Source organism: Pseudescherichia sp. (assembly GCF_031987975.1).
GTDB lineage: Bacteria > Pseudomonadota > Gammaproteobacteria > Enterobacterales > Enterobacteriaceae > Pseudescherichia.
This window is the reverse complement of the sequence record NZ_DALZYX010000001.1, coordinates 635,035-660,530: the sequence shown is the minus strand read 5'-3', so window position 1 is coordinate 660,530 and position 25,496 is coordinate 635,035. Positions and strand designations below refer to the sequence as shown.

The following is a 25,496-nucleotide window of genomic DNA, read 5'->3' as shown; positions in this document are numbered from 1 at the left end:
ACGGATTAACAGTCCGCCGTTCTACCGACTGAACTACAGAGGAATCGTGTGAACGAGGCGAATAGTAGCGGCGGCAGAGAGCATTGTCAAAGCCTCGATGTGGTTCCGGCGATCGTTTGCTGAGATTTGCAGCAATCTGGCGTATTCATCAGCAAAAATGATGGTTATGCACCACATCAGTGCAAAACTACCCCTTATGGGGCAGGGCAAATGGGGCGTTTTGCGTAGTGACAAGGGGTAAGGTAATCAGAAACTCTTATAATCCAGCCTGTTAGCCAGAATCAAAACCACTTTTCAATAATTGGCAAGCATCTTGCAACTCCTCCGACAAGAGACTTACATGCATCAACCTACGCGTTTAGTTCCGGAGGCAAAATGAACTTAAGACGGCTGAAGTATTTCGTAAAAATTGTTGATATCGGTAGCCTGACCCAGGCCGCAGAAGTTTTACATATCGCGCAGCCCGCGCTGAGCCAGCAGGTAGCAACGCTTGAAGGTGAAATGGATCAGCAGCTGTTAATTCGCACCAAGCGTGGCGTAACCCCTACCGAAGCCGGGAAGATACTCTACACCCACGCCCGAACCATTCTGCGCCAGTGTGAGCAGGCCCAGCTGGCGGTCAACAACGTTGGCCAGACCCTGCGCGGACAGGTGGCAATTGGCCTGGCACCGGGGACAGCGGCATCCTCTATTACCATGCCGCTGCTGCAGGCCGTGCGCAACGAACTGCCGGACGTGATGGTCTATCTGCACGAGAACAGCGGTACCGATCTTAACGATAAGCTTATCGGCGGCCAGCTGGATATGGCCGTGCTCTATGAACGTGCGCCGGCAGAGGGTATCGCCAGCCAGCCGCTGCTGAAAGAGGATCTCTACCTGGTGGGTACCCGGGATTGCCCAGGGCAGAGCGTCGATCTTACCGCCGTAGCGGAGATGAATCTGTTCCTGCCGCGTGATTATAGCGCGGTGCGCCTGCGGGTTGACGAAGCATTCTCCCTGCGTCGCCTGACGGCGAAAATTATCGGCGAGATTGAGTCCATTACGACCTTAACCGCAGCGATTGCCAGCGGAATGGGGGTCACAGTACTGCCGGAATCTGCGGCGCGATCCCTCTGCAGTGCGGCAAATGGCTGGATGGCGCGCATTACGGCACCGTCCATGAGTCTCCCGCTCTCGCTAAATACATCTGCTCACGGAGCGCTGTCGCCGCAGGCGCAGGCAGTTAAAGATATTCTGCTGTCGCTGGTCAGCCGCCCAACCCTGGAAAACCGCGAGCTACTGTTAGTGGGTTAGTTTTTATTCCATAAAGGAATAAGATGCTGGTTTTTATTATTTGTCCTGCCAGGCCTCAGACTTTAACAATAGCGTTATGTCTGTTGGCTCTGGAGGGTAGGATGAATTTCCAGCAACTAAAAATAATCCGGGAAGCGGCGCGCCGGGACTATAACCTGACCGAAGTCGCCAATATGCTCTATACCTCTCAGTCCGGCGTCAGCCGTCATATACGCGAGCTGGAAGAGGAGCTGGGAATTGAGATCTTCATCCGCCGGGGAAAACGCCTGCTGGGTATGACCGAGCCGGGCAAAGCACTGCTGGTGATTGCCGAGCGGATCCTCAACGAGGCCAGCAATGTTCGCCGACTCGCCGATCTCTTTACCAACGATACCTCCGGCGTGTTGACCGTTGCTACTACCCATACTCAGGCGCGCTATAGCCTGCCGCCGGTGATCAAATCTTTCCGGGCGCTCTTTCCTGAGGTACGGCTCGAGCTGATTCAGGGAACGCCACAGGAGATTGAGTCACTGCTGCACAACGGCGGGGCGGATATCGGTATTGCCAGCGAGCGTTTAAGTAACGATCCGGCGCTGGTGGCTTTCCCGTGGTTCCGCTGGCACCACAGTCTGCTGATCCCGCAGGATCATCCGCTCGCTAATGCCTCCCCGCTCACGCTGGAAGAGATTAGCCGCTGGCCGCTAATTACCTACCGGCAAGGTATTACCGGCCGGTCACGCATCGATGAAGCGTTTGGCCGCAAGGGACTGATCCCAGACGTCGTGCTGAGCGCACAGGACTCAGATGTGATCAGAACCTACGTTGAGCTGGGTCTGGGCGTGGGCATTGTTGCTGAACAGTCAGGCAGTGAGCAGGAGGCTGGGGCGCTGGTTCGTCTTGATACCCGCCATCTGTTTGACGCGAATACCGTTTGGCTGGGCCTTAAACGTGGACAGCTCCAGCGCAACTATGTCTGGCGCTTTATCGAACTGTGCAATGCTGGCCTCTCCGTAGAGGATATCAAGCGTCAGGTGATGGAGCCGGATGAGATGGTACTGGATTACCAGATCTAATCGTATAAAAACCCGGCGAGCCTTTAAAATGGTTAATCGCTGAAAAGCAAAAAGCCCGCTAAAAAGCGGGCTTCTTAAATTTGGCTCCTCTGACTGGACTCGAACCAGTGACATACGGATTAACAGTCCGCCGTTCTACCGACTGAACTACAGAGGAATCGTGTGAACGGGGCGCATATTACTGGCCACGCATTTTAGTGTCAACACTAAAATTAACCCGCTGATTTAACTGGCTAATTATAACACAAACTGCTCTTTTACTGAACGCGATAACGTCCTGACATGGAAGCCGTGGTATTGGCACGTAAACGGGCAAGGGGATCCTGACGATAAAAGTGGCAAAAGCGTTGCCATAACGATGGGAACCTTGGCGCAAAAAGTTCAGGGGCACTAAAGAAATACTCGGACAGTACAGCAAAACATTCGGCGGGATCGGTCGCCGCATAGGCGTCGATGCTGGCCGTGCTTTCACCCACCAGATCGATTTCGTCCTGAATATTATTCATAGCCGCATGGAGATCGTGTTCCCAGCCGGCAACCTCGCGAAGCGGAATAAAGGGTACGCCGCTGGCGCGGTCGCCGTTGCGGGTATCGAGCTTATGCGCAACTTCATGCACGATCAGGTTGAAGCCGGAAGCGTCAAACGAGTCCTGAATGTCTAACCAGTTGAGAACAATCGGTCCCTGCTGCCAGCTCTGCCCGGACTGCACAACCCGCTGACTGTGCACCAGACCAATGTCATCTTCCCACTCATCATCGACAATAAAGGGAGCCGGATAGATCAGCACCTCATGAAACCCGTCGAGCCACTCCAGCCCCAGTTCAAGCACCGGCAGGCAAAAGAGCAGGGCAATACGGCTGCTCTTGAGCGCATCGAGATCGAAACCCTGTAGCGCCACCAGACGCTTCTGCTGTAAAAAGCGCTCAGCCAGCTGCGCCAGACGATACTGCTCGTCCGGCGTCAGGTTTGCCAATACCGGTATGGCAAGCGCATCTTCCCAAGGGTAGGTTGTCATCCGTGATGCTTCATTTGCTTTCCAGGGCCACTTTATCATCGCTTTGCTCGCAAACTCGTCACTTGAACAAAATTGACTGGATTGGGTCTGTTAAAATGCCAAATATCCTGGCATGATGGCAACCATCAAAACGGAGAGATGCCGGAGCGGCTGAACGGACCGGTCTCGAAAACCGGAGTAGGGGCAACTCTACCGGGGGTTCAAATCCCCCTCTCTCCGCCATTATTCAAGCACTTAACCGCCTCGCTTTCCACGATCCAGATCCCAATGAGAAAATCCTGTAGGTTAATTCCGCCGTCAGGATCAATTTACTTTCAGTCTTACAGCGCAGGTCAAAAACGGCCATGATCCTTTATCTGAATCCCTCGCTTAGAGAGAATGCAAAACGGGTAATATAAAAAAAGCCGCAGCGGGCGGCTTTTTCAGCAGGACTTAGCCATGGCGTTTGAACGCTTGCGACTGGCTAATCATCACTTTGCCAAATATAGTGAAACGGTGCTCATTTTGCTTATCAATGCTCCACTCACGATATCGCGGGTTATCCGAGATGACCAGCAGTCGGTCAGGGATCATCTGTAAGCGTTTAACGTATACTTTCTCATCAAAACCAAACACATAGATCCCATCACCATCGAAGTCGTGAACAGAGATATCCACGAAAATGAGATCCCCAGGTTCAATCGTGTCAGCCATGCTGTCGCCGCGGACGTTAATCACCTTGACCTCATCCGATGGCCGACCCCCGAACAGGGAGAGAGCCTTCTCATGGCTATACTCGATAGCCCGGATAACGTCTATCACGTCACTACCCTGAATAAATCCTGCGCCGGCGCTGGCGGCAACATCAAGCACTTCGACCCTGAACACATCGACACCCTCTACAGATGAAGAGTTATTGTTACTGTTTATATATACAGTAGACTGAATATCTGATGAGGTAAAGAGGTCAACGACGCTAACGCCTAAAGCGTGAGCTAATCGATTAAGTGTTTGTTCTGTAAATTGCTTTTGCTTACCCGTCTCCAGGCGGGAAATATTGGCCGAATCAATCTCTACGGCATCCGCGAGATCCGCAATTTTCATCTTCTTCGCTAAACGAAGCTGTCTTACTCGGGTTCCAATGTTCATAAGCTCATTACATGTAGTTTTTGCGTGTTATGCAAAGCGACTTGCGCAATACTCACGGGTGAAATAATATGCGTAAAGTGCAATAATTGGAAGGGCGCTGCTCATTTTAGATACTGAATTGCGCGTTGCGCATGGTCGTATTGCCTTAACCTGTCTACAAGATCCAGAAGATAAACGGAATTTAAACGTGCGCTGGTGAACGGCGTTACTGAGTGGAGTGAAGACGAAATGAAACTTGAAGCATCATTAAAATACCTTGGCCCACAGGGAATGCGCATCAGCGACAGCGTGGCCAGCACGTCGCCCGATCGGCTCACCGCGACCGATGTCCTGTCGGCGCTTGGCGCTACCCGCCACCGTGCACGATTCGGCCTGGCGATCTTTCTCGGTAAAACGGGGCTAAGTGAAAGGGACAGGCAGCAGGCTATTCAGACCCTGGCGCGTCACGCTATGACCGTTGCACCTAAAAACGTACGTAAAGCGGCAGGGGATGCATTTGGCCGCTGCATGCTGATGTTGGCACAGTTTGCTTTTGCAGAGTACTCCCTCTCAGCGGCGACGACCTGGCCGTGTCCAGAATGTGACGGAAGAGGGGGCTGCACCCACTGCGGAGGCAAAGGGGTAATTTCAGCCAGATGTCGATGCCGGGGAACCGGTCAGACATTAGATCGCCAGGCAACCAAAGAGCAGGGCATACCGGTATTCAAAGCCTGCGAGCGATGTTCAGGCAAAGGTTTTACTACCACACCATCAACAAAGATCTATGCGGCTATCGTAACGTTCGTACCCGAGTTGCATCCCCGCACATGGACCCGTAACTGGAAGCCTTTTTTTGAGACGCTGGTTGATACGTGCAGAGACGAAGAAGATAACGCTGCGCAAATATTTGATGCGTTGACGCGCTAAAAAAAATTGCGCGTTACGCAAAAAAGAGTTGCTTTTGTCCAAAGCTGGCTGTTATGATTCTAATCATGGAATACAACGTCCTGAAAAATTAACCAGAGAAGCCCGCCGTTGAGCGGGCTTTTTTGTGCCTGAAAAACGCTGCTCTGCGTACTTCACCCTATCGCAGCCAGCGCTTAACCCTCTCCTCCTTTTTTCACCCAAACTTATCAATAGTGGAGAACATTCACTATGAGCAAAGTCGCTTCTGGTGCTGCCTATGTTGCATCTGCCGGGACGGTAGCGAATGGCTTACTGACCCAGCTTAGCCCCGACGAGTGGAGTGCTGTTGGCGTGATCGCAGGCATCGTGATCGCGCTGCTGACCTTCATCATTAACTGGTACTACAAACGTAAAACCACGCTGGCGCAGATTCAGGCGCTTCAGCGCTGGCCTACTCATCCCGCCAGGTTTAAGGGGGAGTTATGACGATCTCTTCCACTTTACGTAACAAGCTGACAGGTGCCGCAGGCGCGGGTGCACTGGCTATCGCCACGCTGCTTCTCAGTAATGAAGCGGGGCTGGAAGGGCGTCAGTATCGTCCCTACCCTGACGTGGCTGGGGTATTGACCGTCTGTGATGGACATACGGGCCGGGATATTGTTCCGGGCAAAACCTATACCGACCACGAATGCGATCGGCTCCTGCAGCGGGATCTCCAGTCTGTAAAGCGCCTGGTCGATAGCAGCGTGACCGTGCCGCTGGGGGAGTATCAGCGTGCAGCACTCTACAGTTTTGCTTATAACGTTGGCACCGGCGCATTTTCACACTCAACGCTACTACGCAAACTTAACGCTGGCGATCGTGCCGGTGCCTGCGATGAGATGCGGCGTTGGGTCTACGCCGGTGGCATACGGTGGAAAGGTCTGGAAAATCGTCGCACAACCGAGCGTGCGCTCTGCCTGGCGGAGAGTGAGCATGACCTTTAATAGCAAAGCACTCTTGCTGCTGTCAGCCCTGGCTGCTGCTGCCTACTATCACAGCCAATATGCTGGCGAAAAAGAGCGGGCCGATGCGGCAGTACAGAGCCTGCATATTGCGCATCAGACGATAAACGACATGCAGAAGCGTCTGCGCAGCGTAGCGGCGCTGGACGCAAAATATTCAGGAGAACTGGCGGATGCTCAGGAAAACATTAATCGGCTTGAGCGCGCTGTGGCTGCTGGCCATAAGCGGCTGCGTCTCAACGCAACCTGCGAAGAGGACAGAGCGTCCAGCGCCACCGGCATGGATGATGCTGCCACCCCCCGACTTGCTGACGCCGCTGAACGGGATTATCTCACCCTTCGACGACGAATCGAAACCGTCACCCGACAGCTAATTGGGCTGCAAGCCTACGTTCGCGAGCAGTGCCTTTACTAACCTGCCCCTGGCCTTTACCAGGGGCTTTTTTATTTCTCCCAGCATGACCATGACTATCTGAGGAAAAATTATGCCTAACGAAGCCAGCTCCTATGGCATCACCACTCTGGGGGCAGCGTTATGCTAGCGCCCATTTTTACCGTCTGTGCTGCCAGCCCTGCGGTCAGGGCGCTGCTGGGGCGCGACACGCTGCGTCTCTACCCGTTCGGCCTGCCGGATGATGTGCTCTATCCCTGCGCCGTCTGGCAAACCATCGCTGGCACACCGAAAGCCTATCTTGCACAGCGTCCGGATGCAGATGCTTTCACACTACAGATTGATGCGTGGGCAGATACGGCAGAAGACGCAACCGCCGTATCCGCTGCGCTCCGTGATGCTATTGAACCGCACGCAGCCGTGACCCGCTGGGGCGCTCAGGCAAAGGACTCAACCACAAACCGCTACCGCTACTCGTTTGAAGTGAACTGGGTAGTAAAGCGCTAACCCCCCTTACCGGCCCTGAGCCGGTTTTTTATTGGAGATCGTTTATGTCAATTGTTACTCAAGGTACGCAACTCTATGTTCTGGCCGATGGCGACGTTATTGAAGTTGAGCGTATTACCGCATTTAGCCCTGGCGGCAACCCTGCTGACCAGATTGAAGATACCCCCCTCAGCGAGCGTAGCACCCGCAGCTATAAAAAAGGGCTGCGGACGCCAGCGGCGGCAACGCTGACGCTGAACGCCGATCCGGCAAATACCAGCCATCTGCGGCTCCATCGCCTGGCGGCCTCTGACGATCAGACCGATCTCACCTGGGCGGTAGGCTGGGCGGACGGCGACGCCGTACCGGAAGCCGCCGCCGGGGTGGATCCTGATGCGGTTAGCGGGATGACGCTACCAGAGAGTCGTACCTGGTTTGTCTTTAAGGGAAAGGTAACCGATTTTCCTTTCGATTTCGCTGCTAATACGGTGGTGGCAACGTCAGCAACGATCCAGCGCTCCGGTTCGGCGGTGTGGATCCCTAAAGCACAGCCGACTGGCTAAACAGAGCGGGGTTAACGCCCCGCATAACTTTTCCTGGCAGGATAAACAATATGCATTTAACGCTTAATAATCTGAAAAAAGCCGGTGCTTTTACCGGCCGTCCCGTTGAAAAAGTGATTGTCTGGAAACAGGGTGATGAAGAGCTGAGCGCAACGGTATTCATTCGCCCCGCGGGCTACCATGCCGCAACCCAGGGTATACAGGCCAGCGCGGGTAATATTGACGCTGTCGCGGGTTATATTGCTGCGGCGCTCTGCGACGAGGCCGGAAACCCCATCTTCACCGCCAGGGATATTACCGGCGAGGCGGATCCCGAGCGCGGCGCGCTTGATGGCGCATTAACGGTGGCGTTGCTGGTGGCCATTCATGAGGTTAACGCGCCGGGAAAGTCCAGCTCACCGCCGACGATGAGATCTGGTGCGAACTCGTCCTCAATGGCATCGGCGGTAAAACCATCGCCGAAGCGCAGGAGGCCCTCAGCTTCCGGGAGTTTCAGCTCTGGCTTAGCTACCGCAGCAAATATGGCAACCTGAATCCCATGATGCGCACGGAGTGGGGCGCAGCGCTGATTGCGTCGGTGGTGGCGAATATACACCGGGGCAGAGATACGCCGCCGTTTCGCCTGACCGATTTCGCTCCCCATATTGAGGAGACGCCCGTCATGCTTGAGGACGCCCTGCGGAACTGGGCTTAGCGGACGCAGGGGAGCCACAGGTTGGTTAACGTAAATAAGATCATACCCGCTGCGGCGGGTTTTTTTATGGGGGCGATATGTCCACACAATCTCTCGGAGCATTATCGGTCGATCTCGTCACGCAGGTAAACGCCTTTACCACTGGCATGGGTAAAGTCGAGCGCTCTTTAGAAAGCTGGCGTAAAAAAGTGGAAGAGAGTGCCAAAACCGTTGGCCTGACCATTAAGAGCACGGTCGCCGGAAGCCAAACCGCGCCAGCAAATGATGACCGGAAAAAGCTGGCGGCCTTCGCTGCCGCTTTTGATAGCACAAACCTGCAGGTGAAAAAAGGGCTGGATAAACAGATAGCCTATAGCTGGTTAGGAGACGCTACGCGAAAGCAGGAGCAGACGCGCGATAGCGAACGCCAGAATATTGAGCGTGATTTTGGTACGCAGCAGGGAGAGCTGCAAAAGAAACGGGATGCCGGAGAGATGAGCCAGTCCTTGTTTGACCAGCAAACAGCGGATTTGGATAAGAGCCTGCAAGAGCGTCTGAAGCTACAGGATAATTATTACCAGCAAGAAGATGAGATGCGCAACAACGGTGCGGCAGGCTTCGTCTCTGGTCTGGCGACACAGCTCGAAGCCTCCACGGATCTGTATAGCAGTATGCAGAATATCGGCAAAACGGCTTTTACCAACCTCAGCGAAATGGTTTTTCAGTGGGCCGAAACCGGGAAGATGAACGTTGAGAGTTTCGCCACCACCTTTATCCAATCGATGGGCGCCGCGCTGCTGCAGTACGCAACGGCACAGGTCGCGATGGCGGCTCTGAGTGCCTTTACCAGCATGATCGGCGTTCCTTACGCGGGACCGACATTGGCGAGCGCCGCTGCCATCGCCGCCGCCGCTGGGGCAGGAGCACTGCTGCTTGGCGTTAGCACCGCGCTAAAAGGCCAGGCACATGACGGTATTGATTCCGTACCAGAGACGGGGACCTGGTTGCTACAAAAGGGCGAACGCGTAACGACAGCCAGAACCAGCGCTAAGCTGGACGCCACGCTGGATCGTATTAGCTCGCAGGCTACCGGCGGACAGGCGGCGAATATCACCATCCCGCTGGCGATCCATGGCGATCCCGATCGACGTACGCTGGCCCTAATTGAAAGCGCAGTAATGCGTGGGGCAAGGCTGGGATATCAGATGACAACCAGCGATCTGGCTGGCGGCACGGGCCAGGCATCGAAGGCGCTAAACAGCGGCTGGACAGTAGGGAGGAAAAAAGGCTAATGGCAATCACCACCACTATCAACTATCCACACAACACGTTGCCCGTACCGCTTCAGGAGGGATATGGGCTACGATCGGTAAGCCCTGTCATCAGGAGTGAAATGACCAGCGGCCGGGCCAGGCAGCGCCGCCGCTATCTCTCCACGCCAACCGTTGCCAGCGTCTCCTGGCTGCTGACCGAGCGCCAGGGTCAGGCGTTTGAAGCCTGGTTTCGCGACGCGCTGAGCGACGGTGCGGCATGGTTCAACATGAATTTACGCACCCCTAACGGGGAGGCACCAAAGGTGTGCCGCTTCACCGATATCTATGAAGGTCCAAACCTGGAAGGGGGCAACCTGTGGCGCTACTCCGCAGAGCTTGAGCTGTATCAGCGTCCGCTGCTACCGCCTGGCTGGGGTCTCTTCCCCGATTTCATTCTTGGCTCCGGCACGCTCGACCGCGCCCTGAACAGGGAGTGGCCCACCTTATGACAGTATTAAACCGGCTTTACGCCTCGGGCGGCAGCGAGGTGCTTATCGAGACGCTGCAAATTGCGTTAGGCAGCAATGTCTACGCTCTGACGCGCGGCTGGGATGACATCACCGCCACGACGGAGTCAGGGGAGCAGGTCACCTTTATCGCCTGCGGTATTGATATCGCGCTGCCGGCTCGTAACAGTGATGGCACTCAGGATCTGAAATTCGCTATCAGTAACGTATCTGGCGAGGTATCAGGTGCCATCCGGGCCGCGCTGGATAACCTGCAGAATGCAACTCTGACCTACCGCCTCTATCTCTCCACCAGCCTGAACGCTCCCGCAACCCGACCCTACACGTTGGGGATTAAAACAGGTGTCTGGACAGCGACCGATGTGCAAATCACGGCAGGATACATGAACGTGCTGGATCTGGCCTGGCCTCGCTATCGCTATACCCTGGCAGCGTTTCCGGGTCTTCGCTATCTCTGAGGTGCTCATGCTTAATGTCGATAAATACCGTTCTGTCGTCTGGCAGATGGGCGGCCGCGTCTGGCCGATGCTCGACTGCTATGGGGTGGTGCATGAGGTGCGCCGCGACCTTGGCTTGTCTGAATGGCCAACCTTCGACGGCGTGATTCGTGAAGGTGACATGATGGCGCGGCAGTTCACGGCCTTTGAAGGCAACGTTCGGCGTACGGCCGCGAAAGAGGGGGCAGTGGCAGCGTGCTACTCCGGTGGCGTTGTCGATCACCTTGGGATAGTCATCAGCATAGATGGCGCGCTGCAGGTGTTGGAGGCTAACCCGCGCCGTAACGTAACCATTCTGCCGCTGGCCCGCTTTGAGCGGCTTTATACAACCGTGGAGTACTATGAGTGACCATTCACATTTTTCCCTCCCGTCTGCCCGGTGAGCCGCTGGAGACGCATAAACATGGCGCAATGACGCTACAACAGTGGCTTACAGACAACGTCAGGGGCTATGAAAAAGCCCGTCAGCAGCATCCCATTGCCGTCGAGGTTGACGGCGTACCGATTGCGCCCGATGGGTGGCCGCACTACCTGCTGCATCCTGCCAGCGAGGTTCGAATTTACCCTATCCCGTACGGCCCTGCCGCACCAGCCTGGGCGGTATGGACCGCCGTTGCCGTCTCGGTGGCCTCTGCAGCCTACTCAATCTATATGATGGCAACAATGGATAAAGGGGGGCTGAGCGGCCTGGGTCAGGGGGACAGGATCTCCCTCGACCCGGCCCGGGCCAACGCCGCCCGGCTGGGTGATCCGATCCGCGAGGTGTTTGGCCGCTACCGCGTCTTCCCGGATTACGTTGTTCAGCCCATTAGCCGCTTCAGCCACGAGCGGGACATGATAACCAGCATGTTTCTCTGCGTCGGCGTCGGCAATTTCGACATCAAAAGGGCGGATATTCGTATCGGTGCAACGCCGGTGAGCAGCTTCGGGGATGACGTCAGCTATACAATCTACCCCCCTGGCGCTGATGTCTCTGCCGATCCTCGTGCCGAGAATTGGTACAACTCTACGGAGGTAGGCAATACTTCATCCGGCAGTGCGGGTCTCGATCTGGGAACCAGCGGCCCGGCCGCCGTCAGCGTCAACGCCGACGCAGTCGTGTTAGCGGGTAACACAGTTACGCTGCTGGGTTCTTCCGCCGAAGCGAGCGATACGGAGATCCCCTCTGGCTGGGTTGAGGGGACGCTTATTGATATCGACGCCCCGGATACGTACAGCGTGACGACGGTTGATGGCTATAGCGAGATCGCCGGTTCGGTAGCTGAACTGGTTCCCGCTGTAGGGATGCTGTTAACGCTCAAAATAGAAAACGACTTTTTTAGCCTGGTGATTGCTGACTGGACGCCAGAGGTTGCTGCCGTTCCGGGCGGCGGCGGTGCAAAGCCGGCCTCACTGCGTCTGGCCTATCCTGGAGGGGAAAAATTTGCCGGGCTGCCGGAAGGCAATCAGCGTTTCAGCCTGCTACCTGTTGGCTACCGCTACCAGATAACAGCGATCGATACGCTGACGATGAGCGTGGCGCGGGTAACCGTTTCTCATGACGCCGCTGGTCATCCCGTCACCACACGCGACAGTCGCTGGAGCGGATTTGTCAGCCGCACGCTGCTGGATGCCTCTGTTACCGGCGTTAATGATAGCTACGACTGGGTCGGCCCCTTCCTCTCCTGCCCGGAGGGTGAAACCACAGACAGGCTAGAGGTCAACCTCAACTTCCCAAATGGGCTGGTGCGTTACAACAGTAAAGGCAAGCGACGTTCCGCTGATGCAGGCATTATTCTGCAATATCGCGCTGCCGGGAGCCGGGAGAGCTGGCAAGAGAGGGGGCTTTACTATCAACGCCAGACCGAAGACCAGATTGGCTTTACCGAGGCCGTTGATGTGCCGCGCGGCCAGTATGAAGTGCGGATGCGACGTACGGCGTCGCCGGCGGGGGGATCGACTCGCGACCAGGTTTTCTGGCAGGCGCTGCGCGCCCGGCTGGCCACCCGCCCGGCGCGCTATGACGGTGTGACGACTCTCGCTCTGACTATCCGCACTGGCTCCCGCCTGGCGGCGCAGTCCGATCGCCGCGTCAGCGTGACGGCACCGCGCATCTATGACAACGGTTTTCCGGCCCGCAGCATCAGCGGCGCGCTGTGGCATGTTCTCCATAGTCTTGGTATTGAAACCGATGGCGAGGCTATCGCGGCGCTGGAGGCCGCATGGTGGACACCCCGGGGTGAAACTTTCGATTACGTCGCTAACGACCCGGGGCGATCGGCGCTCGATATTTTGCAGACGATCTGCAACGCCGGGATGAGCTATTTCTTACTTTCTGACGGCCTGGCCAGCGTAGGGAGAGAGGGGATCAAGAGCTGGGCCGGGATCCTCAGCCCTCAGGAGACAACAGATGAGATGCAGACCGCGTTCACTGCGCCAACGGAGGATGATTATGATGCGGTGGACGTGACCTATATTGATGGCCTGACCTGGGCGGAGGAGACCGTCCAGTGCCGGGTGGGCAACGATACGCCGCGTAAAGTAGAGAATTATAAGCTTTACGGGGTAGTTGATACGGAGCGTGCGTGGCGCATCGGGATGCGACGCTTGATGAAGTACCGCTATCAGCGTCTGACGCATGCGATATCAACGGAGCTTGACGCGCTCTGCTACCAGTTTGGCGATCGCCTGGTGCTGGCCGATGATATTCCCGGTAGCGATACCATTAGCTGTTTTGTTACGGATATGCAGCGCGATGGTACAAAGGTGACGTTAAGCGTAAGCGAGCCGCTGGACTGGCACTTTGCTAACCCGCGCTGCGTCATTCGCTTTCAGGATGGCAGCGCATCGGTGCTGCTGACCCCGCAGCGGGTGGATGATTATACCCTGACGCTGCCAGAGACCCGCGAGCTGCGTCTGGATGAATGGACGCTGGACAGCCCGCATATTGAGCCGCCAGGGTTGATATTCTGTTCATCGCAGCGGGTCGGCTACGATGCCATTATCAGCAGCATAGAGCCTTCGGCAGACGGTACGTGTCAGCTCTCCGCCGCACAATACTCACCACTCTTTTATCAGTTTGACGACGCCAGCTACCCTGGCGACGCCGCATAATATTTACGACAACCTCTACCCGCCCCGTGCGGGTTTTTTTATGCCTGGAGAAAATATGACAACCTATAAAACACATAATCCGCTGGGTTCCGCCGATCCGCGCGATCTATTTGATAACGCACAGAATTATGACGCCGCTATTAACAGCACTACTGAGGACAGCTGGCAGGACCGCCTTGGTACTGAGCGCCGCACCTGGCACGGACTGGAGTCGATGGTTGCAGATGCTGCTGCGCAGTTTGGCTTCGTGACGCTGAATGGCGTGACATTCACTACGGGTGCAACGGTAAATCTTAATGAGGTGCTGCTAAACCCAGCGGATAACAGCTATTACCAGTGGACAGGCGCGTTCCCTGTGGGTGGGAAGGTGGTGCCGCCAAACTCTACGCCGCAGTTAACGGGCGGGCAGGGCGCGGGGATGTGGCTGAACGTTGGCGATAGCGCGCTGCGCAGCCAGTTAAACACTAACGGCGGCGCTGCTATGGTCAAGGCTGATGACGGCCGGACTGTTCAACAGTGGCTGGTAGCCGCTGATTCAGCTGAATATAAAGCACGCAACACGGCTGCACTTAGCAGAATAGATTATCTTGTACATTCCCGTGGTTCATTCAACGTGCTTTTCCAGGGTGACTCACTGACAGCAGGTTTTGATCGCTCTTCAACGGACGTTAAACCCGCTGAAAATGGTGACTGGGCGACACACGCTACCACTACATATCCAGAGCGGTTTACTGATTATCTCTCTGAACAGTCCGGCTGCACCATCGGCAGGGTTATTCGCGCTATCTCTGGATATACCGCAGAACAAAGCTTGAACGAGCCTGGCTGGAAGGCCAACCCAAACTGTGACGTTGCCATCCTGATGCTGGGAACTAACGATGCGTCAGGTGATTCCACCCTGGACGTTTACTTAAACAGCATGGAGAAGCTTATTCGCAGATTAATTAAGTGGGGAGCAGCAGTTATTGTTTGCTTGCCGTCCGGTGGTCCCACTCCGGGTGGATTGTGGTTCCAGTGGGCGAGGTATCTACGTAACCTGGCAACGCTCTACGGGTGCATTTTGTTCGACCCACAGGAAAGTCTGTACCACCGTAACCCGGGGGCAATCTCTGCCGATGGGGTCCACTTTAATACTATGGGATATGCCCTGCATGCGCACCAGCTGGCCTCTCTGTTTATGGGGGGAGGGCTTTTAAATTCCTACACGAAGATCGTTAATGAAACTTATATGTACCCTGGCGTTAGCCTGGATAACTATGGTTTCTGTGATGCTACGGGTAATGTTGCTGTCTCCCGAAGCCTGCCTGGCACTTTTACCCGCGCTAAAACCACGGGTGTACTCCCACCGAAGCAGAAGGCCATATGTACCTTCAGCTTTTACCTGGATGCGGCAGCCGCCAACATTACGGGGAAAGTACAGGGTGAGGTTTTCGTGCTGCTCCAGGATACGAACTGGTTTGTGGGTACAGCGAACAAGTCTGAGGTGCCTTACTACAAACAGGCAAACCCACAGGCACCTTTCCACAGCACGCTTATTGAAAACGGTGCTTATGCAGCGCCAGGCCCTATTGGTACCAATGGAGAAGTAAGCGGTGCCACCCAGTTCCTTGGGCGAATCATTGGTCGCGGGTGGCACACTATCACCATCCACAACGATCTGCAGGGCGGTGCTGCCAACGAGTCCTATGTTAATGGCCTGGTGGTAACGCCTGTTCCGGTAGGATTTTCAGCGAACAATCTGTGGAATGAAGACGAACGTAAAATTCGCGTGGTTCATTCCAGGAAATTCCCTAGCCCGTCTGGTGTCTCTGGTGTACCAGCGGCTGTCCCGCTGACCTCGTTTTTCATGCGATGCCCGCAGTCTTTACTGCCTACCGGGCGCGGAAATGTGCAGGGTGATTTCAGCCTGTTCTATAACGGCGGCTTCGCTAAACTCAGGATCGTATCGGCCAATGGAGTGGTTTTCGAAGGTGTTGTCATTCGCGGGTCCACACTCAAATCATTCCGGGTGATCCAAACGTTTAGTACCGCTACGGGGAGTATTCCAACCATTACCGCAAAACTAGCTACTGCTTTAGGGAGGACTACGCTGCCAGGTTCGTTCGGCCCCAACATGCCAAACGAGGCTATTATTGACTATAACGCAGGCGTGGTTGATAGCACCAGCTATCCGGGATTCGTCGGTGGAGTTTATTTACAGTTTAACCTGACATGGACGGATATCCCTCCCAGCGACTACTGGACCGTTGAACTGGACGGGGGGGATTATTTTGGAAATTCTGAAGCAGCATTCGGAACTATTTAATAACGTCCTGGCCCACTTAATCTTTTCGCTTGATAGTTTAAGGTTGGATTCCTCCGCGGTTGATGTTAATGATGCCAACCTGTTAGCTAACACCAATTCGACCGAGCAGACGTTAACGTTCCATGCCCGGTTAACGCACTCGCTTCGCTGCCGGGAGCCTGCTGCGGTCGGGTAATCAGGCTGGCCCGTTAAGTGCAGTTGTAGTATTAAATGTTAATTATCATTACTCTGCCGCACACATCGCCAAGCAGCAATAAACATAGCCAGTTAATATAGCTGGCTACTCTTTTTCCAGGTAACAATACGATGAAACTGGACGCACAGCTGCCGTTTGTGACGGCGCTGCTATTTATTATCTCCATTCTCTTTCCACTTCTTCCAGAGATCCCGTTACCCGTTAGCGAGGGGCGGCTGGTAAGCTGGATTGAGAACGGGCAAGCGCTTTGGCTGTTCTTTGGTGCAGTTTTTACGCTTAGCTGGATCAAGCCCTGGAGGCTGACATCCGGACAAAAAGCCTTCTGGCTCTGGTCCGTTGCCTGGTGGGTGGTACTGTTAGGACGCAGCACAAGCTGGGGCAGAGTCTACTTCCCTGACGAGCCGAGGCTGATATTCCGCGCTATTTCGGTCGTGCTTATCGCAGCGCTTGTGCTGCCGGTGCTCTTGTCTGGCGTGCTGCGTAGAGAGCTGGCCCAGCGCTTCCGCCAGGAAACGTTTCCGCTATGGACCGTTTTGCTGGTGGTGATCACCTTTATGTTCTCCGATGCAGTAGAGCATCATCGGCTCATCGCATCGTTAGTTTTATATGACCCCCGCGATCAGGACCTGCTGGAAGAGCTGTATGAAATTCCCTTTATGCTGGGGCTGTTTATTATCGCCTTCGGTATGATGCAGCGTGACAAGGCGACAGAGATACGTATCACCAAATAATAAAAAAGCCCGCTATCCGCGGGCTTTGTTTTTTTATAGCTGTTTTTAGAACTGATATACCAGGCCCAGCGCGACAACATCGTCGGTGGCGATGCCAGCATCCTGATAGAACTGATCGTCGTCATCAAGCAGGTTGATTTTATAATCGACGTAGGTAGACATGTTTTTGTTGAAGTAGTAGGTAGCGCCTACGTCAGCGTATTTAACCAGATCTTCATCGGTATTAGCGCCGTTGTAGTTAAGATCTTTACCTTTAGACATCAGGAAAGAGACTGCCGGACGCAGACCAAAATCGAACTGATACTGCGCGGTGACTTCAAAGTTCTGCGTTTTATTCGCGATACCGCCAATGTCGCCGTCATCGGTGCTGCCGTACGGGGTCATGTTGCGGGTTTCGGAGTACATCGCCGCCAGGTAGATGTTGTTGGCGTCATATTTCAGACCAGTGGTCCAGGCGTCTGCTTTATCACCGCCAGCATAGGTATTCGCCGCGTTGCCGTTAGTCTGATCCGCCGTACGGTCAGAGGAAGCATAAGCTGCACCCACGCTGAAGCCGCTGCCGAAATCATAGGTAGAGGAGAGACCCCAGCCGTCGCCGTTTTCGTAACGCGCGTCGGAACCGTTATCACGGCTGGCAGTCCCTTCGTTGCCGTTACCGTCGGCTTCGTTGTTGCCCTGATACTGGACGGCAAACGTCAGGCCGTCCACCAGGCCAAACATATTGTCATTGCGGTAGGTTGCAACGCCGTTGGCACGGCCAGTCATAAAGTTATCGGCCTGGGTGTAGCTGTCCCCGCCGAACTCCGGCAGCATATCGGTCCAACCTTCCACGTCATACAGCACGCCGTAGTTACGGCCATAATCAAAGGAGCCGTAGTCGCCCGCTTTCAGACCGGCAAAGGCCAGACGCGTCCAGCTTTGGTTGCCGCTGGTTTCAGTGTCATTAGCCTGAACGTTATATTCCCACTGACCATAGCCGACCAGCTGATCGTTGATCTGGGTTTCGCCTTTGAAGCCCACACGAACATAGGTCTGATCGCCATCAACGTTACTGTTGTCAGAAATGTAGTGCAAGCCATCGACTTTACCATAGAGATCGAGCTTGTTACCGTTCTGGTTATAAATTTCTGCTGCATGTGCTGTGCCCATGGCTAATAATGCCGGGACAATAATTGCCAATACTTTTCTTTTCATTATTCATTCCCTATGAATGATAGTTTATGTAAATGGTTGATGAACTACCCGAATTACAATCCTGATACTAGCGATTAAGTTCATTTATTTTTAAAAGAATGATGTAAGTAAATGGTATTATTTATTGCTAAACGTTTCATTGGGGTGTGTTATTTTTGCGATGAATTATTTGGCTTTTTATTATTAATTTGGGTGATGTTTTTCTATATTTTAACGGTATGTTTTATATCGTGGCATTTATTTTGAGAATGGCTTGCAGCAGCGCAAAAAAAAGCTCAGCTATGGAAGGCTGAGCTAAGCACTGTCGAGAAGAGTGAGGGTAATACTGACAATACATATTGGATTAATAACAGCCGGGATCATCGCACAGCAGCTTAAAAAAAACAGTCCACAATGAGTCCGGATGCTAAAATAATTACGCTAATAAACGCCAGGCGAGCTGCAACAAGGGGAGAGCATGGCAGACGTGCATGATAAAGCCACGCGCAGCAAAAATATGCGCGCCATTGGCACTCGGGATACCGCCATTGAAAAGCGGCTGGCCGCGCTGCTGACCGAATGCGGTCTGGCGTTTCGCGTGCAGGATGCGGCCCTGCCCGGCAGGCCCGATTTTGTTATTGATGACTACCGCTGCGTGATCTTCACCCACGGCTGTTTCTGGCACCATCATGACTGTTATCTGTTTAAGGTACCGGCTACGCGCACCGAATTTTGGCTGGAGAAGATTGGCAAAAACGTTGAACGCGACCGGCGCGACTGTACGCTGCTGCTGGCGGAAGGCTGGCGAGTCCTGGTGGTGTGGGAGTGTGCAATCCGGGGCAGGGCGAAGCTGAGTGATGCGGCGCTTGGCGAACGGCTTGAAGAGTGGATCTGCGGCGGCGGCGCGGCCGCGCAGATCGACACTCGGGGCATTCAGGCCAGCAGCCTGATTACTTCTCCGCCCGACAGGGCGTAGCCGCTGGACGGGCGGGCAGCAGATATTTACCCAGCGTCACCAGCACCACCGCCAGAATAATAATCCCCAGCGCCAGCCACTCGATGGGAGAGAGGCTTTCACCGGCAAATCCTGTCCCCAGCAGCACCGCCACGACCGGGTTAACATAGGCATAGCTAGTGGCCACCGCCGGTGAAGTATTGCGGATCAGGAACATATAGGCATTGATGGCAATAATCGAACCGAAAATGGCGAGGTAGCAGACGGCCAGCAATCCGGAAAAGGTTGGCATGGCCGTGAGCCGTTCGCCAGCTATCCCCGAGGCAGCCAAAAGCACCACGCCTGCGGCGAGCATCTCAATGGCGCCGGCCATCATCCCGCTGGGCAGTTCAATGCGAGAGCCGAGGACGGAGCCGAAGGCCCAGCTCAGAGAGCCGATAAGGATCATGCCTGCCCCCCACGGGTTGCCGCTCAAATTTCCGCCACTGTTAAGCAGCACAATGCCCGACAGGCCGATGGCGATGCCAAACCACTCCAGTTTGCGGGTGGCGATGCCGAAAAAGTGGCTAAAACAGAGGGTAAAGAGCGGAACCGTTGCCACCACCACGGCAGCAATGCCGGACGGGACGTTCTGATGCTCCGCCACCGTCACCATGCCGTTACCCACCGCGAGTAGCAGAACGCCGATCAGCGCGGCGTTGAGCAGCGGGCGCAGGGAGGGCAAGCGGTGACCGGTAAGCAGTAGAAAGGCCAACAGCAGAAGCCCGGCAGAGAAAAAGCGCACCCCGGCCATCATCAACGGCGGCCAGCTCTCGACGCCGATACGAATCGCAAAGTAGGTGGATCCCCAAATAATATAGAGCGCAAAAAGCGCCCCAATAAGCGGTAAAAGCTGTGTGAAACGCATACTCCCTCACGGCGTAATAGAAAGGACGCATAGAGTAAACGCCAAAACAATCAGACTGGCGAGCAATTAATTACCTCTATAATGTTAATGATTTGTTGACTTTAAGGATAAATTTCCGCAATGGGCATTTATGTTCCATAATCTTTCAATTATCAGCAGTTAGAGAAGGATGTTTATTTTGGCGGGAAGTAGTTTATTAACCTTACTGGACGATATTGCCACGTTACTTGATGACATTTCATTGATGGGCAAGCTGGCGGCAAAGAAGACCGCTGGCGTGCTGGGTGACGATCTCTCTCTCAACGCCCAGCAGGTCTCTGGCGTGCGCGCTAACCGGGAGCTGCCGGTGGTCTGGAGCGTGGCAAAAGGCTCGTTGCTTAACAAGGTCATCCTGGTGCCGCTGGCACTGCTCATCAGCGCTTTTATTCCATGGGCGATTACGCCGCTGCTGATGATCGGTGGGGCGTTTCTCTGTTTTGAAGGGGTAGAGAAGGTACTGCACAGTCTGCACGCCCGTAAGCATAAAGAAGATCCGCACCAGGCTCAGCAGCGGCTAAACGCCATCGCCAAACAGGATCCTAAGCAGTACGAGCGGGATAAAGTCAAAGGCGCCATTCGCACCGACTTTATTCTCTCTGCGGAGATTGTCGCCATTACGCTGGGTATCGTGGCTGATGCGCCCCTGCTCAACCAGGTGCTGGTGCTGTCGGGCATTGCCGTGCTGGTCACCATCGGCGTCTATGGTCTGGTAGGGATCATTGTTAAGCTGGACGATATGGGATACTGGCTGGTTGAGCGGCCCGGGGCGCTGGCAAAAGCCTTTGGTAAAGGGTTGCTGGTTGTTGCCCCCTGGTTGATGAAGACGCTATCGATTGTCGGCACGCTGGCCATGTTTCTGGTGGGCGGGGGGATCGTGGTACACGGCATTGCGCCCCTGCATCACGCCATTGAGCATTTTGCCGCCGGGCAGGGGGCGTTTATTGCCGCGACGTTACCTACTCTGGCAAACCTGGTGCTCGGGTTTATTATTGGCCTGATCGTAGTGGGGCTAGTGAAGATGGTCTCGCGCCTGCGTGGGGCAGCCCATTAACACTCTGCCCGCAGGATGTATATGAAGTCTGGCAGCGGCGTGCCGATAATATGGATTGTAATGACTGGATAACTTCAGCAACTACCATGGAGACGTCGTGCCACTCTCTACCGCTGCCACAGGCTTGTCACGGCTGAAGAGCATCCGCACCTATTTCGTGCCTGCTCGGGTCGTTAATCTCTGTTTTGTGATTGTACTGGTTAGCTCAACGCTGCTGACCTGGCGCGAGGTCGTGGTTCTGGAGGATGCCTGGGTCGCCAGCCAGCGGAATACCCTCGATAAGGTCTCCAGCGCCCTTGATCGGCAGATGGAGATCGGCGTTAACGCGCTGCTCTTCTTCCGCAATGCCATGCGGGCGGCGGTACAGACCCCGCTGGCCTCCGAGGTGCTGGAAAACGTGCAGGTTGAGTTTGCCCAGCAGCGGCAGCAACCTTTCTGGCGTATCAGCGTCGATCAGCGGCGCACCCTACCGATTACCGGCTTTTCCGATAGCTTTGTCGCCCGCCACGCTCTGCTTAGCCGCGACGATCCGCAAATGCATAATGAGATGACCGCCGCGCTGGAGGTGGGCTATATCATGCGTCTCGCCACGGCGATACCGGCGATGCCAAAACACGCCTGGTATATCTCCCGCGCCGGCTTCTATCTCTCCTCCCGGCCAACGGCGGTATCGGCAGAGAGCATTACGCATTATGAGCGTCTGCTGGCGCAGCCCTGGTTTACCGGACAGTCCCAACATGCTAACCGTTTCCGTGGCGTACGCTGGTTTACCTCCGCACAGGCTGCTGGTCAGCAGGAGTCTATCGTCACGGTAAGCGTACCGCTGGACTATGCCCAGCACTGGTACGGTGTGCTGGCTATCGACTACGCCTTCTCTTCGGTAAAGCAGCTGCTGACGGAAGCGCTGAGGGATGAAGAGCAGGGTGAGTACCAGCTCTACAATAACGACCTTGAACGCGTAGTGACTTCCTTGCCCACGGGCGTGCCACCGCGCACCTTTACCCAGGCGCAGCGCGACATGCTGGCGCAGGCGGCAGCACAGAGCAACAGCGGTAGCCTGCGCCTCGGGTCAACCTACATCGTCTGGCAAAAACTCGATCACTTTGATGGGCTGCTGCTGCGTATTCATACCCTGCGCGAAGGCTTGCAGGGAGATTTTGGTAATATCAGCATTGCGCTGGCGCTGCTGTGGCTGCTCTTTACCGCCATGCTGTTGAGTTCATGGGTCGTCATCCGCCGCATGGTCAGCAATATGTATGCTATGCAGCACTCGCTGCAGTGGCAGGCATGGCACGATCCGCTGACGCGTCTGCTTAACCGCAGGGCGCTGTTTGAGCAAGCACAGACGCTGGCGGAGCAGTGCCAGCAGCAGCATCGCCCGTTTTCAGTGATCCAGCTCGATCTCGATCACTTTAAAAGCGTTAACGATCGCTACGGTCACCATGCAGGTGATTTAGTGCTGACTCATACAGCCCGTCTGATTAGCAGCTCCCTTCAGGGAGAGGACCTGGCCGGACGCGTGGGGGGAGAGGAGTTCTGCATCGTTCTGCCGGGGAGTACGCTGCTTCAGGCGCAGCGCGTTGCAGAGCGGATACGCGAGCGTATTAGCCGCAAAGAGATCCTGGTGCATAATAGCCAGACCATCCGCATTAGCGCCTCGCTGGGGGTCAGCAGCGCTGAGCCGAGCGAGAGCTATGTATTTGAGTATCTGCAAATGGTGGCCGATGGACGACTCTACCTGGCGAAGCGGGGCGGACGTAACCGCGTCTGCGCGGAAGACGCCAATCAGGCTGTACCGAACAGGTGATCCAGCCCCTCGCGCCAGCCCGCCGGGCCGGTCTGGGTGGTTCGGTAGACCCGGGAAGGCTCATCGTGGCGTAGCGTAACGCCATCCCGGTTAAACCCCTTCACGACGATAGCAAAATCAACGTTGTCCAGCATAGGTGCGTCGTTAGGCCCATCGCCCAGAGCGAGGGTAGTATACTGCTTGCCCTCGATCTGACAGTACTGGCGGGTAAGCCAGTTCACCGCCTGATCCTTACCGCCGCGCTGGTCAATAATGTGCCAGTACCGCGCGCCCTGGACGAGGCGCAGGCCAAAGCGGGTAAGCTCGGCGTCAAACTTTGCCAACCGCTCGTCGCTATCGCGCCAGATAAGCGTCTCTGAGGCCTCATGCAGGCGGGCAAGACTCGCCTGGGCAGGCGTAAAGCCGGTTAACTCTACCAGGACGGGAACATCAAGATCGCTAAAGGTCGTGAATTTATAGCCTTCATTCTCTCGCAGCGGGGTCAGGACAGTCATGATCCGATCGTGATTCGCGCCATTGATAAGGCGAGGGGCGTTTTTATGGGCTTCCCAGCGCGCATCAAGCTGGATCACCGCCCCGTTCTCGGCAATAAACGGCTGCCCCTGTAGCCCTACCATTTTTTGGATCGCCAGGGTCTCTGCTGCCGTCATGCTGCTGCATAGAATAACCGGTATCTCATGCTGACGCAGACGGGTCAGCCAGACTTCAGCTGGCTGCCACTCGTGAGTATGGCTATCAAGTAAGGTACCGTCGATATCAGTAAATACCAGCAGCGTATCGTTAAGGCCTGGCATAGTCTGCTCCTTCGCTAGCGCAACGGGATGGTAAGATAAGTCTTAAAATCTAAAACATGTACTATAAATACCTGAATTTGACGGCCTGCCAGAGGCGATGCTGTCTGGCTTCTCATGCATTAGTACCAGGACAGTTAAACAAAATAATAATTAGGTTGATGAATATTTTCTTGTCCTGCAAATAATTTGCATATACATTCATATCCGCATCAGATTTCCTGGTGTAACGAATTTTCAAGTGCTTCTTGCAAACGCAAGCTTTATCCCGGTCTCCCCAGACCGGGATTTTTTCTTTTAGCGGTTCAGCTCTGCCACGCTGCTATCATGAATATCTATCTCCCAGCTATTAGCGACCGTCGGCTCCTCACCTTTAAGCATCTGGCTTTCGGTACGTTTGTCCGGGCTGCTGCTATCAATAGAAGCCAACAAAGCCTCAACTTCAGCGTCGTTTAACGTTTTGGCATCACGGGTTTTCATAATAGTGACTCCACAGGCCGTTTCCCTAAGTATAGACGGTAGAGAAAAGCAGCAATCACCACGCTGGACGCTGTAAGCGAGCGGGTTTTGTTCTACACTGGCAAAAATGCGACAGGAGGAAAACGATGAAGGTTAACGATCGGGTTACAGTAAAAACGGACGGAGGACCGCGCCGCCCGGGGGTCGTACTCGCGATTGAAGAGTTTAATGAAGGCACAATGTATCTGGTGTCGCTTGAAGATTACCCGCTCGGTATTTGGTTCTTTAATGAAAAAGGGCATCCGGACGGGGTATTTGTGGAGATGCAGCAGTAACGCTGTCACCACCCTCATGCCCGGGAGGGTAAGTGACTGCTTGCCCTCTCAGCGCATATTGACGAAGATCCCGCTGGTAACATAGTCCGTCAGGCGTACGACATGGTAGATCACCTGCTTGTTATGCGTTTTTATTTTTCTTTTAATATTACCCTTGTGTGATGATACCGTTTTGGCCTTGATATTCATTTGGTCGGAAATCTGTATCGTTCCTTGTCCTGACATCCACATTCGCAGCATACTGGATTCAGTACGGCTTAACGATAGTGTAGGCAGGTTAATCCCTTTAGCGCTCTTTGCTTCTTTATTTAGGTAGTCAGCGAGAAACTCATCCAGTGATTCAGGCTTAATTGACTTAGAGCTGATTAATAGATTTTTGCGGACCAGCAGGTATTCATCAAAATGGATATTTGCTATTGCCATAAATACAATAAACAGCGTCTTTGGATGCTGATTAATGATTTGCTTTATATGCTGACTCTGTTCGAGATCGTGAATGAAGCAGTCTTCATTAATAAACACCACCGCAGGCCGCCAGGCCTCACATGCAGAACCGAGTTCGCTGACGCTGGATACGTCTTTGATATCTCGTTTTTTTACCCCTCGACTTGCCAGATAACCGGTTAATCCCAACCGGGTATAGCTGCATAAATCCATAATAATCGTTGACATGGCATACCCTCACTCAATGCGTAACGATAATTCACCACCTGCCTGAGAGTCTCATAACAGTAAAACGGATGAAAATATTCTGAAAACCTATGAGCAGGACAGGACTTTCAGGCGAACACACTATCCCGTAAAGTTAGGTATAATTTGCCAGGAAACTTCTTAAAGTAAAGTAAACTTTCGGATCTGTGATAATCATAAAAACAAATAAACCGCG

At 54.5% G+C, this 25,496-nt stretch carries 28 protein-coding genes and 2 tRNA genes; 22 read left to right on the top strand and 8 right to left on the bottom strand.

Going from position 1 to position 25,496, the window contains the following annotated elements:
- Positions 1-375: 375 nt before the first annotated feature.
- Both nac and cbl read left to right on the top strand, forming a co-directional pair.
- A complete protein-coding gene (nac, locus tag RTN40_RS03345; RefSeq protein WP_312227188.1) occupies positions 376-1,293 on the top strand; it encodes a nitrogen assimilation transcriptional regulator NAC in 918 nt (305 codons plus the stop codon).
- A 101-nt stretch (positions 1,294-1,394) separates the two neighbouring features.
- Entirely contained in the window at positions 1,395-2,345 is a 951-nt protein-coding gene (cbl, locus tag RTN40_RS03340) for an HTH-type transcriptional regulator Cbl (protein ID WP_312227187.1), read from the top strand.
- Between the two features lie 81 nt (positions 2,346-2,426).
- Here cbl and RTN40_RS03335 read toward each other — a convergent pair.
- Together RTN40_RS03335 and mtfA are read right to left on the bottom strand one after the other, a co-directional pair.
- A tRNA-Asn gene (locus RTN40_RS03335) sits at positions 2,427-2,502 on the bottom strand.
- Between the two features lie 100 nt (positions 2,503-2,602).
- Complete coding sequence (mtfA, locus tag RTN40_RS03330) at positions 2,603-3,400, bottom strand: DgsA anti-repressor MtfA (protein WP_312227186.1); 798 nt, start codon at positions 3,398-3,400, stop codon at positions 2,603-2,605.
- 93 nt (positions 3,401-3,493) lie between these two features.
- On the opposite strand from mtfA, the gene RTN40_RS03325 reads away from it, so the two are divergent.
- Positions 3,494-3,583, top strand: a tRNA-Ser gene (locus tag RTN40_RS03325).
- Positions 3,584-3,793: 210 nt separating this feature from the next.
- Here RTN40_RS03325 and RTN40_RS03320 read toward each other — a convergent pair.
- The gene (locus RTN40_RS03320) at positions 3,794-4,489 is read right to left on the bottom strand and encodes a helix-turn-helix transcriptional regulator (protein WP_312227185.1); all 696 of its coding nucleotides are present in this window, start codon (positions 4,487-4,489) and stop codon (positions 3,794-3,796) included.
- A gap of 228 nt (positions 4,490-4,717) precedes the next feature.
- Here RTN40_RS03320 and RTN40_RS03315 point away from each other — a divergent pair, with 228 nt between their 5' ends.
- The 15 genes from RTN40_RS03315 (at position 4,718) to RTN40_RS03245 (ending at position 17,093) form a co-directional block, all read left to right on the top strand.
- Positions 4,718-5,395 (top strand): antitermination protein, encoded by a 678-nt coding sequence (locus RTN40_RS03315; RefSeq protein ID WP_312227184.1) that lies wholly within the window; start codon positions 4,718-4,720, stop codon positions 5,393-5,395.
- A 228-nt stretch (positions 5,396-5,623) separates the two neighbouring features.
- Complete coding sequence (locus RTN40_RS03310; protein ID WP_312227183.1) at positions 5,624-5,860, top strand: class II holin family protein; 237 nt, start codon at positions 5,624-5,626, stop codon at positions 5,858-5,860.
- Positions 5,857-6,360, top strand: a complete 504-nt coding sequence (locus tag RTN40_RS03305; protein ID WP_409418500.1) for a lysozyme — start codon at positions 5,857-5,859, stop codon at positions 6,358-6,360. Before RTN40_RS03310 ends, RTN40_RS03305 begins: the two co-directional genes overlap by 4 nt.
- Positions 6,350-6,793 (top strand): lysis protein, encoded by a 444-nt coding sequence (locus RTN40_RS03300; protein ID WP_312227182.1) that lies wholly within the window; start codon positions 6,350-6,352, stop codon positions 6,791-6,793. The genes RTN40_RS03305 and RTN40_RS03300 overlap by 11 nt, the downstream gene beginning before the upstream one ends.
- Positions 6,794-6,913: 120 nt before the next feature.
- The gene (locus tag RTN40_RS03295; protein WP_312227181.1) at positions 6,914-7,276 is read left to right on the top strand and encodes a DUF3168 domain-containing protein; all 363 of its coding nucleotides are present in this window, start codon (positions 6,914-6,916) and stop codon (positions 7,274-7,276) included.
- A gap of 44 nt (positions 7,277-7,320) precedes the next feature.
- Positions 7,321-7,818: a phage tail tube protein gene (locus RTN40_RS03290; protein WP_312227180.1), complete on the top strand. Its 498-nt coding sequence runs from the start codon at positions 7,321-7,323 to the stop codon at positions 7,816-7,818.
- 50 nt (positions 7,819-7,868) lie between these two features.
- Positions 7,869-8,351 carry a phage tail assembly chaperone family protein, TAC gene (locus RTN40_RS03285; RefSeq protein WP_312227179.1) on the top strand — a complete coding sequence of 161 codons (483 nt, stop codon included), beginning with the start codon at positions 7,869-7,871 and terminating at the stop codon, positions 8,349-8,351.
- 5 nt (positions 8,352-8,356) lie between these two features.
- Positions 8,357-8,512, top strand: coding sequence for a hypothetical protein (locus RTN40_RS03280; RefSeq protein WP_312227178.1), 156 nt, complete (start codon positions 8,357-8,359; stop codon positions 8,510-8,512).
- Between the two features lie 77 nt (positions 8,513-8,589).
- Entirely contained in the window at positions 8,590-9,783 is a 1,194-nt protein-coding gene (locus RTN40_RS03275; RefSeq protein WP_312227177.1) for a phage tail tape measure C-terminal domain-containing protein, read from the top strand.
- Positions 9,783-10,253, top strand: coding sequence for a hypothetical protein (locus RTN40_RS03270; protein WP_312227176.1), 471 nt, complete (start codon positions 9,783-9,785; stop codon positions 10,251-10,253). The genes RTN40_RS03275 and RTN40_RS03270 overlap by 1 nt, the downstream gene beginning before the upstream one ends.
- Positions 10,250-10,729, top strand: coding sequence for a DUF1833 family protein (locus tag RTN40_RS03265; RefSeq protein ID WP_312227175.1), 480 nt, complete (start codon positions 10,250-10,252; stop codon positions 10,727-10,729). Before RTN40_RS03270 ends, RTN40_RS03265 begins: the two co-directional genes overlap by 4 nt.
- 7 nt (positions 10,730-10,736) lie before the next feature.
- Positions 10,737-11,117, top strand: a complete 381-nt coding sequence (locus RTN40_RS03260; RefSeq protein ID WP_312227174.1) for a nitrite transporter — start codon at positions 10,737-10,739, stop codon at positions 11,115-11,117.
- Positions 11,114-13,861: a host specificity factor TipJ family phage tail protein gene (locus tag RTN40_RS03255; RefSeq protein WP_312227173.1), complete on the top strand. Its 2,748-nt coding sequence runs from the start codon at positions 11,114-11,116 to the stop codon at positions 13,859-13,861. The genes RTN40_RS03260 and RTN40_RS03255 overlap by 4 nt, the downstream gene beginning before the upstream one ends.
- Before the next feature lie 55 nt (positions 13,862-13,916).
- A complete protein-coding gene (locus tag RTN40_RS03250; RefSeq protein WP_312227172.1) occupies positions 13,917-16,166 on the top strand; it encodes a GDSL-type esterase/lipase family protein in 2,250 nt (749 codons plus the stop codon).
- Positions 16,167-16,472: 306 nt separating this feature from the next.
- On the top strand, positions 16,473-17,093 hold the full coding sequence (locus RTN40_RS03245; protein WP_312227171.1) for a hypothetical protein: 621 nt from the start codon (positions 16,473-16,475) through the stop codon (positions 17,091-17,093).
- A 45-nt stretch (positions 17,094-17,138) separates the two neighbouring features.
- On the opposite strand, the gene ompC is transcribed toward RTN40_RS03245, so the two are convergent.
- Complete coding sequence (gene ompC, locus RTN40_RS03240) at positions 17,139-18,287, bottom strand: porin OmpC (protein ID WP_312227170.1); 1,149 nt, start codon at positions 18,285-18,287, stop codon at positions 17,139-17,141.
- 457 nt (positions 18,288-18,744) lie between these two features.
- Between ompC and RTN40_RS03235 the strand changes: the two genes are divergently transcribed.
- A complete protein-coding gene (locus RTN40_RS03235; RefSeq protein WP_312227169.1) occupies positions 18,745-19,242 on the top strand; it encodes a very short patch repair endonuclease in 498 nt (165 codons plus the stop codon).
- On the opposite strand, the gene yedA is transcribed toward RTN40_RS03235, so the two are convergent.
- The gene (gene yedA, locus RTN40_RS03230) at positions 19,217-20,128 is read right to left on the bottom strand and encodes a drug/metabolite exporter YedA (protein ID WP_312227168.1); all 912 of its coding nucleotides are present in this window, start codon (positions 20,126-20,128) and stop codon (positions 19,217-19,219) included. The genes RTN40_RS03235 and yedA overlap by 26 nt on opposite strands.
- A gap of 169 nt (positions 20,129-20,297) precedes the next feature.
- On the opposite strand from yedA, the gene RTN40_RS03225 reads away from it, so the two are divergent.
- Together RTN40_RS03225 and dgcQ are read left to right on the top strand one after the other, a co-directional pair.
- Positions 20,298-21,218: a DUF808 domain-containing protein gene (locus RTN40_RS03225; RefSeq protein ID WP_312227167.1), complete on the top strand. Its 921-nt coding sequence runs from the start codon at positions 20,298-20,300 to the stop codon at positions 21,216-21,218.
- A gap of 97 nt (positions 21,219-21,315) precedes the next feature.
- Positions 21,316-23,025 (top strand): cellulose biosynthesis regulator diguanylate cyclase DgcQ, encoded by a 1,710-nt coding sequence (dgcQ, locus tag RTN40_RS03220; RefSeq protein WP_312227166.1) that lies wholly within the window; start codon positions 21,316-21,318, stop codon positions 23,023-23,025.
- Here the strand turns inward: dgcQ and RTN40_RS03215 are convergent.
- Positions 23,004-23,819: a mannosyl-3-phosphoglycerate phosphatase-related protein gene (locus tag RTN40_RS03215; RefSeq protein WP_312227165.1), complete on the bottom strand. Its 816-nt coding sequence runs from the start codon at positions 23,817-23,819 to the stop codon at positions 23,004-23,006. The two genes, dgcQ and RTN40_RS03215, sit on opposite strands and share 22 nt — an antisense overlap.
- 294 nt (positions 23,820-24,113) lie before the next feature.
- The gene (locus RTN40_RS03210) at positions 24,114-24,296 is read right to left on the bottom strand and encodes a hypothetical protein (protein ID WP_312227164.1); all 183 of its coding nucleotides are present in this window, start codon (positions 24,294-24,296) and stop codon (positions 24,114-24,116) included.
- Positions 24,297-24,421: 125 nt separating this feature from the next.
- On the opposite strand from RTN40_RS03210, the gene dsrB reads away from it, so the two are divergent.
- The gene (gene dsrB / locus RTN40_RS03205) at positions 24,422-24,610 is read left to right on the top strand and encodes a protein DsrB (RefSeq protein WP_312227163.1); all 189 of its coding nucleotides are present in this window, start codon (positions 24,422-24,424) and stop codon (positions 24,608-24,610) included.
- Between the two features lie 48 nt (positions 24,611-24,658).
- On the opposite strand, the gene rcsA is transcribed toward dsrB, so the two are convergent.
- The gene (gene rcsA / locus RTN40_RS03200; protein ID WP_312227162.1) at positions 24,659-25,282 is read right to left on the bottom strand and encodes a transcriptional regulator RcsA; all 624 of its coding nucleotides are present in this window, start codon (positions 25,280-25,282) and stop codon (positions 24,659-24,661) included.
- Positions 25,283-25,496 lie beyond the last annotated feature (214 nt).